Source organism: Streptomyces sp. ME19-01-6, assembly GCF_033793745.1.
Taxonomy (GTDB): Bacteria; Actinomycetota; Actinomycetes; order Streptomycetales; family Streptomycetaceae; genus Streptomyces.
Genome location: NZ_JARAXF010000021.1, coordinates 47,436 through 64,331, shown reverse-complemented (window position 1 = coordinate 64,331; position 16,896 = coordinate 47,436). Strand labels below are relative to the sequence as shown.

Genomic DNA, 16,896 nt, shown 5'->3' with positions numbered 1-16,896 from the left:
ACCGGAGCGCCAGGTCAGGCCGGGGGCAGCAGCTTCTTCTGGGGCTTCCCCATGGCGTTGCGCGGCAGCGCCTCCAGGAAGCGGACCTTGCGGGGGCGCTTGTGGACGGAGAGCTGCCCGGCCACGAAGTCGATGAGCTCCGCCTCGGTCACCCCGTCGGCGACCACATACGCCACGATCTGCTGCCCCAGGTCCTCGTGCGGGGCGCCGACGACCGCCGCCTCGCGCACCGCCGGGTGGTCCAGCAGCGCGTTCTCGACCTCGCCCGCGCCGATGCGGTAGCCACCCGACTTGATCAGGTCGGTGGAGGCGCGGCCGACGATGCGGTGGAAGCCGTCGGGCTCGATGGCCGCGATGTCGCCGGTGCGGAACCAGCCGTCCTCGGTGTACGAGTCGGCGGTCGCCTCGGGGCGGTTCAGGTAGCCGTCGAAGAGGGTGGGGCCGGTGAGCTGCAGCTCACCGATCTCCGCCCCCTCCTCGGCGGCGACGCGGGTGCGGATGCCGGACAGCGGGGCACCGACATAGCCCGGACGGCGTTCGCCGTCCGCGCGGGTGCTGAGGGTGATGAGCGTCTCGGTCATGCCGTAGCGCTCGACGGGCCGGTGCCCGGTGAGCGACTCCAGGTCCCGGAAGACGGGGGCGGGGAGCGGGGCGCTGCCGGAGACCAGGAGGCGGGCGGCGGACAGGGCGCGGGCGGCGTCGGGATCCTGGACGACCCGGTGCCAGACCGTCGGCACGCCGAAGTACAGGCTGCCGCCCGCCGCCGCGTACGCCGCGGGGGTCGGCCGGCCGGTGTGCACCAGACGGCCGCCCACGCGCAGCGCGCCCAGCACGCCGAGCACCAGCCCGTGCACATGGAACAGCGGCAGGCCGTGGACCAGCGTGTCCTCCGCCGTCCAGGCCCAGGCCCCGGCCAGCGCGTCCAGGTCGGCGGCCACCGCGCGCCGCGAGATCAGCGCGCCCTTGGGCGCGCCGGTGGTGCCGGAGGTGTAGAGGACGAACGCCGTCGACTCCGGGTCCGGCTCGGGCCCGCTCCACGCCGCGCGCTCCGCCAGGTCCACCGGGACGGTCTCGACGGGGGCGGCGGGACCGGCCGCCTGCCCGGCGCCGTCCTCCGCCTGCCCGGTCAGCAGCAGCGCGGCCTTGGAGTCCCGGAGGATGTGGTCCCGCTCCGCGGGCCCGGAGTCCGGCGGCACGGGGACCACGGGCACCCCGGCGAGCAGCGCGCCCACCACGGCCGTCACCGTCTCCGCCGTCGGGGTCGCCCGCACGGCGACGACCGGCGCCCCGGCGATCCGGGCCGCGACCGCGCCCGCGGCACCGAGCAGTTCCTCGCGGGAACAGGCACGGCCGCCCAGGGTGAGCGCGTCGGGGCGGTCGCCTCGCGGCTCGGCAAGGGACGTAAGCAGAGGTGCGGACACGGACTGGCTCCTTCCACAGCGGGCCGCGGGTACAGGTACCTGTCCCCCCAATCGCTTCGGGGGGCTAGCCCTACCGACATTGCGTCCCTGTGACCGTACCTTCGGAGCATGGACAGCCGGGACGCCGATCTGAAGCGCGAACTCGACGCGACCCTCCAGACGCGCAAGGAGCTGGGGGCGGAGTACGAGACGGAGTTGGTCGACTCCTTCATGGAGAAGGTCGAGCAGCGCGTCAACGACACCGCGGACCGCCAGGTGCGGCGGCAGCTGGCCGAGCAGCAGATGGCCGCCGCGCGCGGCGCGCGTCCCGACGCGGCGGGCCGGCCCGGGCAGGGCGCCGGGCTCGGACTCGGGCTCGGGGCGGGGGTCGGCGCGCGCTTGGCCTTCGTCACGGTCTCGCTGGTGCTGGCCATCCCGCTCTCCGCGATCGCCGTGGTGAACGCCGGGCTGTCCGGGCTGGTGGTCACCTGGGCCGGCATCGTCGGGGTCAACGCGGTGCACGCGTCCGGCGCCTTCTCGTGGCTGCGCCGCCGCCGCGAGAAGTCACACAGCGAGTGGGACGGGGCATAAGCGCGGGAACCGCCGCACCCCGGTGTGAGCACCGAGGGCGGGACGACGGCGGTCCCCGCGAAGGACGCGGGCCGGGTCAGGGCCGGGCTGCCACGTCCGGGCGACCATGGAGGTCCGGGAGCCGCTCCGGAGGTCCGTGTCGCCGCACTTCGGGTGTCGGTGTCGTCCTTTCCGACACCCACTAATCTGCCGGAGCTGTGTTAAGCCTGTGCTGCGGGCGCGTGACACCCACGTACCACTTACCGGAAGGGCGTACGACGTTTTCCGCAGCGGGAGTTGCGCCCGAAGCGGCAAGCCCGGGTGCGGCTAGCGCTGGGAGGTGCCCGGGGCGCCCTTGGCGAGGTAGGCCAGCAGGTCCTGCCGGCTCACCACGCCGCTCGGCTTCCCCTCCACCAGCACGATGGCCGCGTCCGCCCCGCCCAGCACCACCATCAGGTCCTCGACCGGCTCGCCCGAGCCGACGTGCGGCAGCGGCGGGCTCATGTGCTTCTCCAGCGGGTCGCTCAGCGCGGCGCGCTGCGCGAACAGCGCGTCCAGCAGCTCGCGTTCCACCACCGAGCCGATGACCTCGGCGGCCATCACATCCGGGTGCCCGGCGCCCGGCTTGACGATGGGCATCTGCGAGACGCCGTACTCCCGCAGCACCTCGATGGCCTGACCGACCGTCTCGTCCGGGTGCATATGGACGAGCGAGGGCAGCCCGCCCTCCTTGCCCTGGAGCACGTCGCCGACGCGCACCGCCGGGCCCTCCTCCTCCAGGAAGCCGTAGTCCGCCATCCACTCGTCGTTGAAAATCTTGGAGAGATAGCCGCGGCCGCTGTCCGGGAGCAGCACGACCACCACATCGTCGGGGCCGAGCTCCTCGGCGACCCGCAGCGCCGCGACCACGGCCATCCCGCAGGAGCCGCCGACCAGCAGCCCCTCCTCGCGGGCGAGCCGCCGGGTCATCTGGAATGCGTCCTTGTCGGAGACCGCGACGATCCGGTTGGCGACGGTCGAGTCGTAGGCCGTCGGCCAGAAGTCCTCACCGACGCCCTCGATCAGATAGGGGCGGCCGGTGCCGCCGGAGTACACCGAGCCCTCGGGGTCGGCGCCGATGACCTGGACCCGGTCCTCGCTGACCTCCTTGAGGTAGCGGCCGGTGCCGCTGATGGTGCCGCCGGTGCCGACGCCCGCCACGAAGTGGGTGATCTTCCCCTCCGTCTGCTCCCACAGCTCGGGGCCGGTGCTCTCGTAGTGGGAGCGCGGGTTGTCGGGGTTGCTGTACTGGTCCGGCTTCCAGGCGCCCGGGGTCTCGCGCACCAGGCGGTCCGAGACGTTGTAGTACGAGTCGGGGTGCTCGGGGTCCACGGCCGTCGGGCAGACCACGACCTCGGCGCCGTACGCCCGCAGCACGTTGATCTTGTCGGTGGACACCTTGTCGGGGCAGACGAAGATGCACTTGTAGCCCTTGCGCTGGGCGACCATCGCCAGGCCGACGCCGGTGTTGCCGGAGGTCGGCTCGACGATCGTGCCGCCCGGCCGCAGCGCCCCGGAGCGCTCGGCGGCCTCGATCATCCGCACGGCGATGCGGTCCTTCACCGAGCCACCGGGGTTGAAGTATTCGACCTTGGCCAGGACGGTCGCCCGGATGCCCTCGGTGACGCTGTTGAGCTTTACCAGCGGGGTGTTGCCGACCAGCTCAATCATCGAATCGTAGTACTGCACACCTGCTCCAGGTCCGAAGTCAGCGGGATCTCCGCGGTCAGGGCGGCCGCCGTCGCGGGCCCGTGCTGCCCAGCTTATTGCGCGCCGTGACCGCTTGACCGGTGCGCAGAGTCCCGGCGCGAACGTGGCAACAAGCCGGGCGGCAAGTGGTTAGCAAGTCGTACAAAAAAGGGTACAAAGGAGCAACGAGGCGCGTGGACGGAGGTGGGCTGGACCCATGTCTATGTCGAGAGCGAGGGTCGCGCGGCGGATCGCCGCCGCGGCGGCGTACGGAGGCGGCGGTATCGGGCTGCTGGGCGGCGTGGCCGCCGTTCTGCTGCTCACCGAGGTCTCCCACGCGAAGCGGGTGGTCGGCGGGTCCGAGGACCCGCCTCCGCGCGCCGACGGCCGATACGGTTTCGATGTCGCCCTCAGCACCGGCCAGGCACCGCTGCGGCTGGCCTTTCTCGGTGACTCCACCGCCGCCGGGCAGGGGGTGCACCGGCCCAGCCAGACCCCGGGCGCACTGCTGGCCTCCGGGCTCGCGGCGGTCGCCGAGCGACCCGTCGACCTGCACAATGTGGCCCAGTCCGGCGCCCAGTCCGATGACCTGGAGCGCCAGGTGGCGCTGGTGCTCGAGGACCCGACGGCCCGACCGGACGTCTGCGTGATCATGATCGGCGCCAATGACGTCACCCACCGCATGCCGCCCGCCCAGTCCGTACGGCTGCTGTCGGAGGCGGTGCGCCAGTTGCGCGAGGGAGGCTGCGAGGTGGTGGTGGGCACCTGCCCCGACCTCGGCACCATCGAACCCGTCTACCAGCCGCTGCGCTGGATCGCCCGCCGTCTCAGCCGCCAGCTGGCCGCCGCGCAGACCATCGGGGTGGTCGAGCAGGGCGGCCGTACGGTCTCGCTCGGCGATCTGCTCGGGCCCGAGTTCGCGGCCAACCCGCGGGAGCTGTTCGGGCCGGACAACTACCACCCCTCGGCGGAGGGGTATGCCACGGCCGCGATGGCCGTGCTGCCGACGCTGTGCGGGGCGCTCGGCCTGTGGCCCGAGGAGCCCGAGGAGACCCGCGACATGGGCATCCTGCCGGTGGCCAAGGCCGCGGCCGAGGCGGCGGCCGAGGGCGGCACCGAGGTCACCGCGGCCCGCGGCCCCTGGGCCCGGCTGCTGCGCCGCGACGGCCGCACGTCGGGTGAGCGGGCGTCCGCGGCGCCGGACGCGGCGGAAGCCCCTTCCTCCACCGGCCCGCCCCCAGGGACCCGATAAGGCGCTGAGCGTACGCTTGGCAAAAAGAGGTCCGCATCACAGCCCTGATGCCGTGACCCCTGCCATACGTGCGGGTAACTTCCCTCGGAGTCCCGCCAGCCCTCGCGCCCCCTGGAGCCGTGATGCCCGAAGCCGTGATCGTCTCTGCCGCCCGCTCCCCCATCGGCCGGGCCTTCAAGGGCTCACTCAAGGAGCTGCGGCCGGACGACCTGACCGCCGAGATCGTCCAGGCGGCGCTCGCCAAGGTCCCCGAGCTGGACCCGCGCCACATCGACGACCTCATGCTCGGCTGCGGTCTGCCGGGCGGCGAGCAGGGGCACAACCTGGGCCGGATCGTGGCCGTGCAGATGGGCATGGACCACCTCCCTGGCTGCACCATCACCCGCTACTGTTCCTCCTCCCTCCAGACCTCCCGGATGGCGCTGCACGCGATCAAGGCGGGCGAGGGCGACGTCTTCGTCTCGGCGGGCGTCGAGATGGTCTCCCGCTCGGTGAAGGGCAGCTCGGACGGGCTGCCGGACACCCACAACCCGCTCTTCGCGGAAGCCGAGGCCCGCACCGCCGCGCGCGCCGAGCAGGAGGGCACGGACTGGCACGACCCGCGCGAGGAGGGTCTGATCCCCGACGCGTACATCGCGATGGGCCAGACCGCCGAGAACCTGGCCCGGCTCAAGGGAATCACCCGCGAGGACATGGACGAGTTCGGCGTACGGTCCCAGAACCTCGCCGAGGAGGCCATCAAGAACGGCTTCTGGGAGCGCGAGATCACCCCCGTGACCACCCCGGACGGCACGGTCGTCAGCAAGGACGACGGGCCGCGCGCGGGGACCACGCTGGAGGGCGTGCGCGGCCTCAAGCCGGTCTTCCGCCCCGACGGGCTGATCACCGCGGGCAACTGCTGCCCGCTCAACGACGGTGCCGCGGCGCTGGTGATCATGTCGGACACCAAAGCGCGCGAGCTGGGCGTGACGCCGCTGGCGCGGATCGTGTCCACCGGCGTCTCGGCGCTCTCGCCGGAGATCATGGGCTACGGGCCGGTGGAGGCGTCCAAGCAGGCGCTCGCCCGCGCCGGGATGACGATCGGCGACATCGACCTGGTCGAGATCAACGAGGCCTTCGCCGCGCAGGTCATCCCGTCCTACCGCGACCTGGGCGTCGACCTGGACCGGCTCAATGTGAACGGCGGCGCGATCGCGGTGGGCCACCCCTTCGGGATGACGGGCGCCCGGATCACCGGCACGCTGATCAATTCGCTGCAGTTCCACGACAAGCAGTTCGGACTGGAGACCATGTGCGTGGGCGGCGGCCAGGGCATGGCCATGGTGCTGGAGCGGCTGAGCTGAGCTGAGCTGAGCTGAGCGACAAAAGCACGTGCGGCTGAGCTGAACGGAGCCAAGCGGAGCCGAGCCGCTCCGAGCCGGCCACATGATCTGAACGCATGAGTCGTGACCGAATCTCCCCCAGGATGTGACCAATGTCCTGGGGGAGCGGTGTAAGCCCAGCTCAGCGGCAGTGCCAGGGGCGCCCTCCGCACCTCCCGACCCCTATTTCCGTCCACTTGGTGATGTTATGCACTGACACGGGGCGGCACCGCGGGCCAAGCTGAGGTAGGAATTCGGGGGATCTACAGGAACCGGGAGTTACGTCAGTGAGCCCCATGACCCTTGCCGCCCTGCTGGCCGCGGCCACCGCCACGGCCGTGGGCGCCTCCGCCCTGCTCACCGCCCGCGGCGTCCGGCGGCAGATCGCCGAGCTGCGCGCCGAGCTCGCGGCGGCGGCCACTCCCAGCGCCGGCCGGGACGGTGGGGCGGACCGGGCGGGCGAGCCGGACGCCGTCTCGGTCCCCGCGCCCCGTACCGCCGCCCCCGTCGCCGAGATACGCGCCGCCGTCGCCGACGCGCTCGCCGAGGAGCGGGAGCGCGAGCTGGCCGAGGCGCGGGCGTTCTGGGCCGCGCAGGAGGCTCGGGACACCGCGGCGGCGGCCGACGCGCATCCGCTGCTGGGCAGGCTGGCGGGGCTGGGCGAGGAGCCCCAGCCGGACCTCATCCCGTACGTGCCCCGACAGGCCGACCCGGGCGGCGTGGAGCCACTGCTGGATCTGGACGCGCTCGGCCCCGACGCCCTCGACCCCGCCGGAGAGCCGGACCGGCAGCCGGAGTCCGGGACGGAGGTCGAGGTGGAGCTGGGCCTGGGCACAGAGCGGCTCAACACGGAGCGGCTCGACACGGAGCGACGGGACCCGGAGCGGCTGGACGCGGAGCCGGCTGCCGAGGCCGTCGAGTCGGCCGAGCTGGCGGCCGCGCGCCGGCGCCACCCCTCGCACCCCGACTTCGCACCGCACCCCGCCGTCGCCGACCACGACCGGACCGTCGCCCGGCTCACCACGCTGGCCGACGCCCGCACCCCCCTCGCGGACGTGCGCCCCGGCCCGCTGGGCACCCTCGATGTGTACGTCTTCGCCGACGGCACCACGGTCTGCATGACCCCCGGCCACCGCGAGACGGCGGAGCGGCTCGCGGACGCGCTGCTCGAAGGCCCCGTCCCGGTGCTGCTGGGCAGCTCGGGTGTCCTCGGCGCCTACGCGCTGACCTTCGGCTGCGGGGACGAGCAGGTGTACGTCCTCGCCGACCGCGTCATCGCCTCGCTGTAGCCCTCCTGGCCCGGCCTCCGGCCCCTCGGCCGCCCCCGGGCCCCGACGGGCCCACAAGCCCCCTCACAGCCGCCTCAGACCCCCGCCCCATCCGGCCCCTGCCGCCCAGGAGCCCGCAGCGCGCTCAGAGGCCGCAGCGCTTGGCCGTGGCCTCCACGAGCGCCACCGCGTCCGCCAGCGCGTCCCCGGCCTTCCCGGCGCCGCTTCCCTCAGCGCTGCTTCGCCCGCCGCCTCCCCCGGCGCCCTCCGGCGCACGCTCCAGCGCGTGCGCCAAATCATGACCGGCCACCGCCACCTGGTCCGCGACCGCGAACATCCCCGCGTCCGGCATGATCCTCGGGCTGCTCCCGGGCTCCTCGATCCGCTGGGCCCGCACCGACAATTCCCTTGCCAGCGCCAGCGCTTCGGCCGCCGTGCCCCTGCGCAAACGGGGCTGCGGAAGGGCACGCAGGCGGTTCGCGAGCCGGTCGACGACGGTCAGCAGGGGGGTCACGTCATTCACATCGCGAGCCTATGCGCCACCCACAGACTGTTGCCAACGGCCGAACAGTCAGGCACGGTGAGCTGAAGGACCACACCCGGGCCCTGAAGAGCGGCCCGGAAAACGGACGCGTCGGAGGCGCCGATGTCCCAAATCTTCTCCGAAGAAACCCACCGCAACCTGCTCTCCCGAATCCCCCAATGCACCGGCCGTGAAGTCGCCGACTGGTTGCGAACCGTAGACGAAGGACCCGCTCTCTTCCGTTTCGAGGAGAAGGTCAGCTGGCTGCGCGGCGAACACCAGCTCGCGTACGGCCATGCCAAGGCGATCATCCATGAGCACGACCTGAGGCGGGCCGCGCGCAAGCTGCTCTGACCTCCCCTCCCCCTCCCCCGACACAACGGAACATGGCGAAGGGCCCGTGAGGCGACTGCCTCACGGGCCCTTCGTGATCACCAGAGGGCCCGGTCCGAGAAGACCCGGCCCCCGAGGATCTAGTCCCGGAAGATGGAGATCAGCCGGAGCAGCTCCAGGTAGATCCACACCAGGGACAGGGTCAGACCGAACGCGGCCAGCCAGGACTCCTCGCGCGGAGCGCCGTAGCGGACGCCGTCCTCGACCTGCTTGAAGTCCATCGCCAGGAACGCGGCGCCGAGCACCACGCCGATGATGCCGAACAGGATGCCCATGCCGCCGCTGCGGAAGCCGAGGCCGTCACCGCCGCCGAAGGCGGCGAACAGCAGGTTGACCGACATCAGCAGGAGGAAGCCGATGGCCGCGCCCACCACAAAGCGCTGGAATCGCGCGTTCACCCGGATGAGCCGGGTCTTGTACGCGGCGAGCACACCGACGAAGACGGCCATCGTGCCGAGCACGGCCTGCATCGGGATGCCGGACCAGCGCTCGTTGTACACCTGGCTGATGACGCCGAGGAAAACGCCCTCGAAGAGGGCGTAGCTCATGATCAGCGCGGGCGATGCCTTGCGCTTGAACGACTGGACCAGGCCGAGCACCATCGCCACGAGCGCGGCACCGATGCCGACCCCGACGGGCAGCTCCATGATCCAGGCGGCTGCCGCGGCGAGGATGACGGTGCCGAGCGTCATGCCGGTGCGCATGACGACGTCGTCCATCGTCATACGGCCGGTCTGCAGCGGGCCCGCCGGCGGCGCGCCGTACATCTGCTGCAGCTGGTCGGGCGTCAGGTTGTGCTGGTCACCGACCGCGTAAGGGTTGGTCGGGGCTTGCGTCTGCGCGTACGGATTACCACCGGCGTACGGGTTGCCCTGGGCTGCTGCGGGGCCCCCGGCCTGCGGTGCCGCGCCGAAGCCCGCGTAGCCGCCGTCGCGGCTGAACCCCCGTCGCGAGAAGACCGGGTTGCTGCTCCTCATCTCACTCCTCCATGGCCGCCCTGCGCGACCTTGACTCCAGAGTAATGGGCTAGCAAAGAAAGCACCCTAGTGCCCAAGGAGGATCTTTTCACGCGCGCGCGAGCGGCGCGAGGCCCATGCGGGCCCCGCGCGATAGACGTTGGGCGACCGGGTGCGCACGCAGCGTGCGGCCACAAGGTCTGGGTGTGCCCGGAACCGGACTTGAACCGGTACGCCCGCGAAGGGCAGCGAGGTTTAAGCTCGCCGTGTCTGCATTCCACCATCCGGGCAGCGGCTCCCTGGGCCGTACGAGCGCGTACGTCCCTCCCCATAGGAGAGCAACCACGAGCCTATCCGGGGGCACGCCCCCGAACAGCGGATCGACGAACCGAGGTTGTCTTATTTTATTGGCAACTGAGGGTGCATCAGCATCGGGTCAGGGCAACCTCACACACCCGCGCCCATCGGACCTGCCCATATGCCGCACCACCCCCATGGCGGGGATTGACGCAATCTCGACGCCCCCGGACGGGGGCCCCTCTCCTCCCCAAGGAGGACCCGGGGCCGGGGCATACGTCCTGAGTCCCCTACGGAAACCGGAGCGCGGACTGATACCGGCCCTCCCGCTGTCGAGGACCATGGGAGGAACGTCTTGAAGTCCCCGACCGCACGACAGGAGCCCCCACCGTGACCACGACCCCTTCCGGCGTCCAGGCCGCCGCCCGCGCCACCGCCGCGGCGCGCGCCACGGACCTCACCAAGGTCTACGGGCAGGGCGAGACTCAGGTCGTCGCCCTCGACGGCGTCTCCGTCGAATTCCGGCAGGCCGAGTTCACCGCCATCATGGGCCCCTCGGGCTCCGGCAAGTCGACCCTCATGCACTGCATGGCGGGCCTGGACACGGTCTCCGGCGGCTCGGCCCGCATCGGCGATGTCGAGCTGACCTCACTCAAGGACAAGAAGCTCACCCAACTGCGCCGCGACAAGATCGGGTTTATCTTCCAGGCGTTCAACCTGCTGCCCACGCTCAACGCGCTGGAGAACATCACGCTGCCGATGGACATCGCGGGCCGCAAGGCGGACCAGGCGTGGCTGGACCAGGTGGTGGACACCGTGGGCCTGTCCGATCGGCTCAAGCACCGCCCCGCCCAGCTCTCCGGCGGCCAGCAGCAGCGCGTCGCGGTGGCCCGCGCGCTGGCCGGCAAGCCCGACATCATCTTCGCCGACGAGCCGACCGGCAACCTGGACTCCCGCTCCGGCGCCGAGGTCCTCGGCTTCCTGCGCAACTCGGTGCGTGAACTGGGCCAGACGGTGGTCATGGTCACCCATGACCCGGTCGCCGCCGCTTACGCCGATCGGGTGGTTTTCCTCGCCGACGGCCGGATCGTCGACGAGCTGCGCGACCCGACCGCCGAGGCGGTCCTGGACCGGATGAAGCGGTTCGACGCCAAGGGCCGTACCAGCTGAGCCGAACACCGGCACTTGACGCTCCGCAAAGCCCGCCCCCTCACTTGGACTGACCATGCTCCGTACCGCCTTGCGCAACGTCCTCGCGCACAAGGCCCGGCTGATGATGACCGTGCTCGCCGTTCTGCTCGGCGTGGCCTTCGTCTCCGGCACCCTGGTCTTCACCGACACCATCTCCAGCGCCTACCAGAAGAGCTCCGAAAAGGGCTTCGCGGGCGTCGATGTCGCCATAAAGCCGGACAAGTCCGATGACGACTCCGGAAAGCCCGGCGCCGCGCCGCGGCTGACCCAGCGCCTGCTCGACCAGGCCGGCCAGGTGCCCGGCGCGGCCTCGGCCACCGGCGCCGTCTCCGGCTACACCGCCGTCGCCGACAAGAAGGGCGACCTGCTCGGCAACGGCTTCGCCAACTCCGGTGCCAACTACTACCCGGGCACGGGCGGCAAGGACCCCCGCTACACGCTGACCGATGGCCGCGCGCCCAAGTCGGCGGGCGAGGTCGCGCTCGACTCCAAGACCGCCGACCGCGGCCACTACAAGGTGGGCGACTCGGTCCGGCTGTCCGTGGACGGCCCGGTGCGCCAGGAGAAGGTCGTCGGCGTCTTCACCACCGACGACGGCAATGTCGCCGCGGGCGGCAGCCTGGTGCTGTTCGACACCCCCACCGCGCAGCGGCTGTTCGCCAAGCCGGGTGAGTTCGACGAGATCGACCTGAAGGCCGCCGCGGGCACCTCGCAGGCCACTCTGAAGGCCGGCGTCGACAAGATCCTGCCCAAGGAGACCGAGGCCACCACCGGTCAGCAGCTCGCCGACGACCAGGCCGCCCTGATCAAGCAGCAGATGAGCGGCATGCAGACCGCCATGCTGGTCTTCGCCGGGATCTCGCTCTTCGTCGGCATCTTCATCATCGCGAACACCTTCACCATGCTGGTCGCCCAGCGCACCCGCGAACTGGCCCTGATGCGCGCGGTCGGCGCGTCCCGCCGCCAGGTGACGCGCTCGGTGCTGATCGAGGCCACCGCCGTGGGCGCGATCGCGGCCGTCACCGGGCTGGTGGCCGGCATCGGCATCGGCGTCGGGCTGCGCTCGCTGCTGAACTCCACCGGGGCCACCGTCCCCGACGGCCCGCTGGTCGTCTCCCCGACCGCCATCGCGGTCTCGCTGCTGGTCGGCGTCGTGGTGACGGTGCTCGCCGCCTGGCTGCCGGGCCGCCGCGCCGCGAAGATCCCGCCGGTCGCCGCGATGAACAGCGTGCACGCCGCGCCGACCACCCGCGGCCTGGTGGTTCGGAACACCATCGGCGCCGTCCTCGCCGGGGCGGGCGCGGCGGGTGTGCTGGCCGGCAGCGGCATGGGCAGCGACGGCAAGCTCCCCATGGGGCTGGGCGCGGCCGTCCTGGTGATCGGGGTGTTCGTGCTGACCCCGCTGCTGTCCCGGCCGCTCATCGCGGCCGCCTCCCCGGTGCTGCGGGCCTTCGGGGTCTCCGGCAAGCTCGCCCGGCAGAACGCGGTGCGCAATCCGCGCCGTACCGCCGCCACGGCCTCCGCGCTGATGGTGGGGCTGACGCTGATCACCGGCATGACCGTGATCGCGGGCAGCGTGCAGAAGGGCATCGACAACCTGGCCACCGGCGCCCTGAAGTCGGACTACGTGGTCAGCCTGGGCGGCTTCGACGGCGTCCGCCCGCTGTCGCCCGACGTGGAGCGGACCCTGGGCAAGCTCGACCAGGTGACCGCCCTCAGCCCGCTGCGCAACTCCGCGTCCCGGATCAACGGCGACAGCGAGTACCTGACGGGCGTCAACGGCAAGACCGTCCAGAGCCTGGTCGGCGTCGACTTCACGGAAGGCTCCTTCGCCGGGCTCGGCGGCGACAAGGTCGTGGTCGACGACAACACCGCGGACCACTTCGGCTGGAAGCGCGGCTCGGCCTTCACGGTCACCTACGAGGACGGCCGCAAGGGCCGGCTGAACGTCGTGGGCGTCTACGAGGGCAACCAGATGATCCGCGGCATCATGCTGGACAACGCCACCCTCACCCCGCATATGCGCACCGTGACCGATATGCAGGTCATGCTGAAGACCAAGGACGGGGCCTCCGACGCCACCAAGAACGCCATCGAGAAGGCGCTCGGCGACAACCCCGCGATCCAGGTCCAGGACAAGCAGGACATCTCCAACGGCATCGCGCAGTTCTTCACCCTGATGCTGAACATGCTCTACGGTCTGCTGGCCATGGCCGTCATCGTCGCGGTGCTGGGCGTCATCAACACCCTCGCGATGTCGGTCTTCGAACGGTCCCAGGAAATCGGCATGTTGCGGGCCATCGGTCTGGACCGGCGCGGCATCAAGCGCATGGTGCGCCTGGAGTCGCTGGTGATCTCGCTCTACGGCGGGGTGCTCGGCATCGGCCTCGGCGTGTTCTTCGGCTGGGCGGCCGGTGAGCTGATCTCGAACGGGCTGCCCACCTACGAACTGGTCCTGCCGTGGGGCCGGATGACCGTCTTCCTGGTGCTGGCGGCGTTCGTCGGCATCCTGGCCGCGCTGTGGCCGGCCCGGCGGGCGGCCAAGCTCAACATGCTGGCGGCCATCAAGGCGGAGTAGCGGCGCGCCCCGCACCCCCGAGCGCCGGACGGGCCGATCCCGTCCGGCGCTCGGGGTTCCAGGGCGTTGTCAGCGTTGTCAGGGCGCTTCAGCCCCGCCAGTCGCGGGCGCGCAGCGGCATGCCGGACGCCCCGTCGTCCGGCGTACGGACCGCCAGGACCTGGTTCACCCCGATCCGGTTGCGCTCGAAGGACAGCGCCGAGGCCGCCATGTACAGCCGCCACACCCGGGCCCGGCCCGGCGAGGTGAGCCGTACGACCTGCTTCCAGTGGGCCTCCAGATTGGCGACCCAGCGGCGCAGCGTGAGGGCGTAGTGCTCGCGGATCGCCTCCACGTCGCGCACCTCGAAGCCCGCCTCTTCCAGTTGGGTGACGGTCCGCCCGATCGGGGCGAGTTCGCCGTCGGGGAAGACGTAGCGGTCGATGAACTCGTCGACGTGGTACGCCTCCTCGTCGGGCTCGGGGCGCCGCGCGATCTGGTGGTTCAGCAGCCGGCCGCCGGGCTTCAGCAGGGCGTGGAGGTCGGCGGCGTACTCGGCGTAGCGCGCGGAGCCGACGTGCTCGGCCATGCCGATCGAGGAGATCGCGTCGTAGGGGCCGTCGGTGACCTCGCGGTAGTCCTGGACCCGGATCTCGACCTTGTCGGTGAGCCCGGCGTCGGCGACCCGCTTGCGGGCGTAGGCCGCCTGCTCCTGCGAGAGCGTGATCCCGACCGCCCGTACGCCGTACTCGCGCGCCGCGTGCAGCACCATCGAGCCCCAGCCGCAGCCCACGTCCAGCAGCCGCTGGCCGGGTTGGAGCGCCAGCTTGCGGCAGACGAGGTCGAGCTTGGCGCCCTGGGCGTCCTCGAGCGTGGCGCCGTCGGTCGCGGTGCTCTCCCAGTAGGCGCACGAGTAGACCATGGAGGGGCCGAGCACCAGCTCGTAGAAGTCGTTGCCGACGTCGTAGTGGTGGCTGATGGCCTCCTTGTCGCGGCGCAGCGTGTGCAGCGGCCCGCGCCGCGCGCGGCGCGCCTCCTCGCGGGGCGGTGGCGGCGGCAGCCCGGGCCCGGCGAGGCCGGCCAGCGTGCGGACGGCGGAGCGCAGCGCGGGGTCGCGCAGCGCTTTGAGGGCGGCGGCGGCCCTCGACCGCCGCTGGGCGCCGCCACCGCGCTCCCACAGCAGGCCGGCCAGCAGGTCCAGTCCCTCGTAGAGATCACCCTCGATGTCGAGGTCACCGGCCACCCAGGCGCGGGCCAGGCCCAGCTCGCCCGGTTTCCACAGGAGCCTGCGCAGGGCCCTGCGGTGCCGTAGGACCAGGACGGGGGTGTGCGGGGGGCCCGTCTCGCTGTGGTCCCAGGCGCGGATCCGGATGGGGAGCGGGGCTCCCAGCACCTCCTCGGCCAGTGCGGCGAGCCGCTGGGCGGCGTCGGGCATATCAGACACCTCCGTGATGGTGAGTCAGGAAGATTCACTCACCACGTAAACACCATGAGACCCGCCGTACAGTCCCGCCGACACGTCTGGAATCGGCAAAACCATCCACTCGCAGGCGCCCGGGGGCCACACGGGGGCGGGCGCACGGGAAACGCCGAAGGGCGTCCGCCCCACGGATGGCGGACGCCCTTCGGCGTTCGGATATGCGCGACTCGGGGCCGGCACCCGGCCCCGAGCCTTTGAGAAGGGGGTGTCAAGAAGCCTTGGCGGTGGTCTTCTCGGCCTTGTTCACCGCGGCGGCGGAGACCGGGGCGGCCGCCTCGTAGAACTCCTCGCGGGGGTTCTCGATGGCGCCGAGGGAGACGACCTCGCGCTTGAGGAACATGCCCAGCGTCCAGTCGGCGAAGACCCGGATCTTGCGGTTGAAGGTCGGCATGGCCATGCCGTGGTAACCACGGTGCATGTACCAGGCCAGCCGGCCCTTGAGCTTGATCTTGGTCTTGCCGAAGACGATCATCGCGACGCCCTTGTGCAGACCGAGCCCCGCGACCGCGCCCTTGTTGGCGTGCTTGTACTCGCGCTGCGGGAAGCCCCGCATGCCCGAGATCACGTTGTCACCGAGGACCTTGGCCTGGCGCAGCGCGTGCTGGGCGTTCGGCGGGCACCAGGCGCCCTCGCCCGCGGCGAGGTCCGGCACCTGGGCGTTGTCGCCCGCGGCCCAGATGTACTCGGTGCCCTGCACCTGCAGCGTCGGCGCGGTGTCCACGTGGCCACGGGGGCCGAGCGGCAGGCCGAAGCGGGCGAGCGCCGGGTTGGGCTTGACACCGGCCGTCCACACGACAGTGTTGGAGTCGACCTCCAGGCCGTTCTTGAGCACGACGTGCCCGTCGACGCAGGAGTCCATCGAGGTGCTGAGGTAGATCTCGACACCGCGCTTCTGGAGGTGCTCCAGACCCCACTGGCCGAGCTTCGGACCGACCTCGGGGAGGATCTTGTCCGCGGCGTCGACGAGGATGAAGCGCATGTCCTCGCGCTTCACGTTGGGGTAGTACTTGGCGGCGTCGCGCGCCATGTCCTCGACCTCGCCGATGGTCTCCGCGCCCGCGAAGCCTCCGCCGACGAAGACGAAGGTCAGCGCCTTGCGGCGGATCTCCTCATCGGTCGTGGAGTCGGCCTTGTCGAGCTGCTCGAGGACGTGGTTGCGCAGGCCGATGGCCTCCTCGATGCCCTTCATGCCGATGCCGTTCTCGGCGAGGCCGGGGATCGGGAAGGTGCGGGAGACGGCACCCAGAGCGATGACCAGGTAGTCGAAGGGCAGCTCGTACGCCTCGCCGACGAGCGGCTGGACGACGGCGACCTTGCGGTCCTGATCGATGGTCATCACACGGCCGGTGAGGACCTCCGCCTTGGGGAGCACGCGCCGCAGCGGGACCACGACGTGGCGCGGGGAGATGCTGCCGGCCGCAGCTTCTGGGAGGAAGGGCTGGTACGTCATGTACGAGCGAGGGTCGACGACCGTGACGGTCGCCTCGCCGTACCGCATCTTCTTCAGGATGCGGCGTGCCGCGTACAGGCCTACGTACCCACCGCCTACAACGAGGATCCTGGGACGCTCCGTGGTGCTCATGATTCGAGTATCCAGCACCTCCAGGGGGGTGCCTCGTGAGCCCCTTCACAAGCATGGTTGGCGGGTCTGCTACACTCCGCGGCCCTCGTGACACACGCCATACCCGCCGAAGGGAACCACCACATCCGTCGGCGCGTTGACAACCCTGCTGATCTGCGCTTGCGAGGCAACGCGGCGGTAGACCACCGGGGTCCGGGGCGGGTCCGTCACATGACCGAAGAGGGCGTCGTCCGGGCCACCGGGCGGGCACCACCCCTGAAACCACCCCTGAACCGGTGCCAGTGGCCACACCATGCGGTCACCAGGGACCTTTTTCATGTGAAGCTTTTCACGAACTT

13 protein-coding genes and 1 tRNA gene are annotated in these 16,896 nt (G+C 71.4%); 7 read left to right on the top strand and 7 right to left on the bottom strand.

The features are described 5' to 3' along the window. Positions 1 to 14: 14 nt before the first annotated feature. A complete protein-coding gene (locus PV419_RS35415; RefSeq protein ID WP_319695973.1) occupies positions 15 to 1,421 on the bottom strand; it encodes an acyl-CoA synthetase in 1,407 nt (468 codons plus the stop codon). A gap of 108 nt (positions 1,422 to 1,529) precedes the next feature. Here PV419_RS35415 and PV419_RS35410 point away from each other — a divergent pair, with 108 nt between their 5' ends. Beyond that, the gene (locus PV419_RS35410; protein ID WP_319695970.1) at positions 1,530 to 1,991 is read left to right on the top strand and encodes a hypothetical protein; all 462 of its coding nucleotides are present in this window, start codon (positions 1,530 to 1,532) and stop codon (positions 1,989 to 1,991) included. A 306-nt stretch (positions 1,992 to 2,297) separates the two neighbouring features. On the opposite strand, the gene PV419_RS35405 is transcribed toward PV419_RS35410, so the two are convergent. Beyond that, the gene (locus tag PV419_RS35405) at positions 2,298 to 3,698 is read right to left on the bottom strand and encodes a cystathionine beta-synthase (RefSeq protein ID WP_319695968.1); all 1,401 of its coding nucleotides are present in this window, start codon (positions 3,696 to 3,698) and stop codon (positions 2,298 to 2,300) included. 217 nt (positions 3,699 to 3,915) lie between these two features. On the opposite strand from PV419_RS35405, the gene PV419_RS35400 reads away from it, so the two are divergent. From PV419_RS35400 to PV419_RS35390, 3 genes are all read left to right on the top strand, one after another. After that, entirely contained in the window at positions 3,916 to 4,950 is a 1,035-nt protein-coding gene (locus tag PV419_RS35400; RefSeq protein ID WP_319695966.1) for an SGNH/GDSL hydrolase family protein, read from the top strand. Between the two features lie 122 nt (positions 4,951 to 5,072). Then, positions 5,073 to 6,293: an acetyl-CoA C-acetyltransferase gene (locus tag PV419_RS35395; protein ID WP_319695964.1), complete on the top strand. Its 1,221-nt coding sequence runs from the start codon at positions 5,073 to 5,075 to the stop codon at positions 6,291 to 6,293. A 305-nt stretch (positions 6,294 to 6,598) separates the two neighbouring features. After that, a complete protein-coding gene (locus tag PV419_RS35390) occupies positions 6,599 to 7,600 on the top strand; it encodes a hypothetical protein (protein WP_319695962.1) in 1,002 nt (333 codons plus the stop codon). Between the two features lie 124 nt (positions 7,601 to 7,724). On the opposite strand, the gene PV419_RS35385 is transcribed toward PV419_RS35390, so the two are convergent. Continuing rightward, positions 7,725 to 8,102 carry a hypothetical protein gene (locus PV419_RS35385; protein ID WP_415925444.1) on the bottom strand — a complete coding sequence of 126 codons (378 nt, stop codon included), beginning with the start codon at positions 8,100 to 8,102 and terminating at the stop codon, positions 7,725 to 7,727. A gap of 123 nt (positions 8,103 to 8,225) precedes the next feature. On the opposite strand from PV419_RS35385, the gene PV419_RS35380 reads away from it, so the two are divergent. Then, entirely contained in the window at positions 8,226 to 8,456 is a 231-nt protein-coding gene (locus PV419_RS35380; RefSeq protein ID WP_319695960.1) for a DUF4287 domain-containing protein, read from the top strand. A 119-nt stretch (positions 8,457 to 8,575) separates the two neighbouring features. On the opposite strand, the gene PV419_RS35375 is transcribed toward PV419_RS35380, so the two are convergent. After that, positions 8,576 to 9,472 carry a Bax inhibitor-1/YccA family protein gene (locus PV419_RS35375; RefSeq protein ID WP_319695958.1) on the bottom strand — a complete coding sequence of 299 codons (897 nt, stop codon included), beginning with the start codon at positions 9,470 to 9,472 and terminating at the stop codon, positions 8,576 to 8,578. A 186-nt stretch (positions 9,473 to 9,658) separates the two neighbouring features. After that, a tRNA-Leu gene (locus tag PV419_RS35370) sits at positions 9,659 to 9,741 on the bottom strand. Positions 9,742 to 10,138: 397 nt separating this feature from the next. Between PV419_RS35370 and PV419_RS35365 the strand changes: the two genes are divergently transcribed. Both PV419_RS35365 and PV419_RS35360 read left to right on the top strand, forming a co-directional pair. Beyond that, the gene (locus PV419_RS35365) at positions 10,139 to 10,918 is read left to right on the top strand and encodes an ABC transporter ATP-binding protein (RefSeq protein WP_319695957.1); all 780 of its coding nucleotides are present in this window, start codon (positions 10,139 to 10,141) and stop codon (positions 10,916 to 10,918) included. Between the two features lie 55 nt (positions 10,919 to 10,973). After that, positions 10,974 to 13,517, top strand: a complete 2,544-nt coding sequence (locus PV419_RS35360; protein ID WP_319695954.1) for an ABC transporter permease — start codon at positions 10,974 to 10,976, stop codon at positions 13,515 to 13,517. Positions 13,518 to 13,605: 88 nt separating this feature from the next. Here the strand turns inward: PV419_RS35360 and PV419_RS35355 are convergent, their stop codons facing one another. Both PV419_RS35355 and PV419_RS35350 read right to left on the bottom strand, forming a co-directional pair. Beyond that, positions 13,606 to 14,931, bottom strand: a complete 1,326-nt coding sequence (locus tag PV419_RS35355) for a cyclopropane-fatty-acyl-phospholipid synthase family protein (RefSeq protein ID WP_319696150.1) — start codon at positions 14,929 to 14,931, stop codon at positions 13,606 to 13,608. A gap of 253 nt (positions 14,932 to 15,184) precedes the next feature. Then, entirely contained in the window at positions 15,185 to 16,558 is a 1,374-nt protein-coding gene (locus PV419_RS35350) for an NAD(P)/FAD-dependent oxidoreductase (RefSeq protein ID WP_319695953.1), read from the bottom strand. Between the last annotated feature and the right edge of the window lie 338 nt (positions 16,559 to 16,896).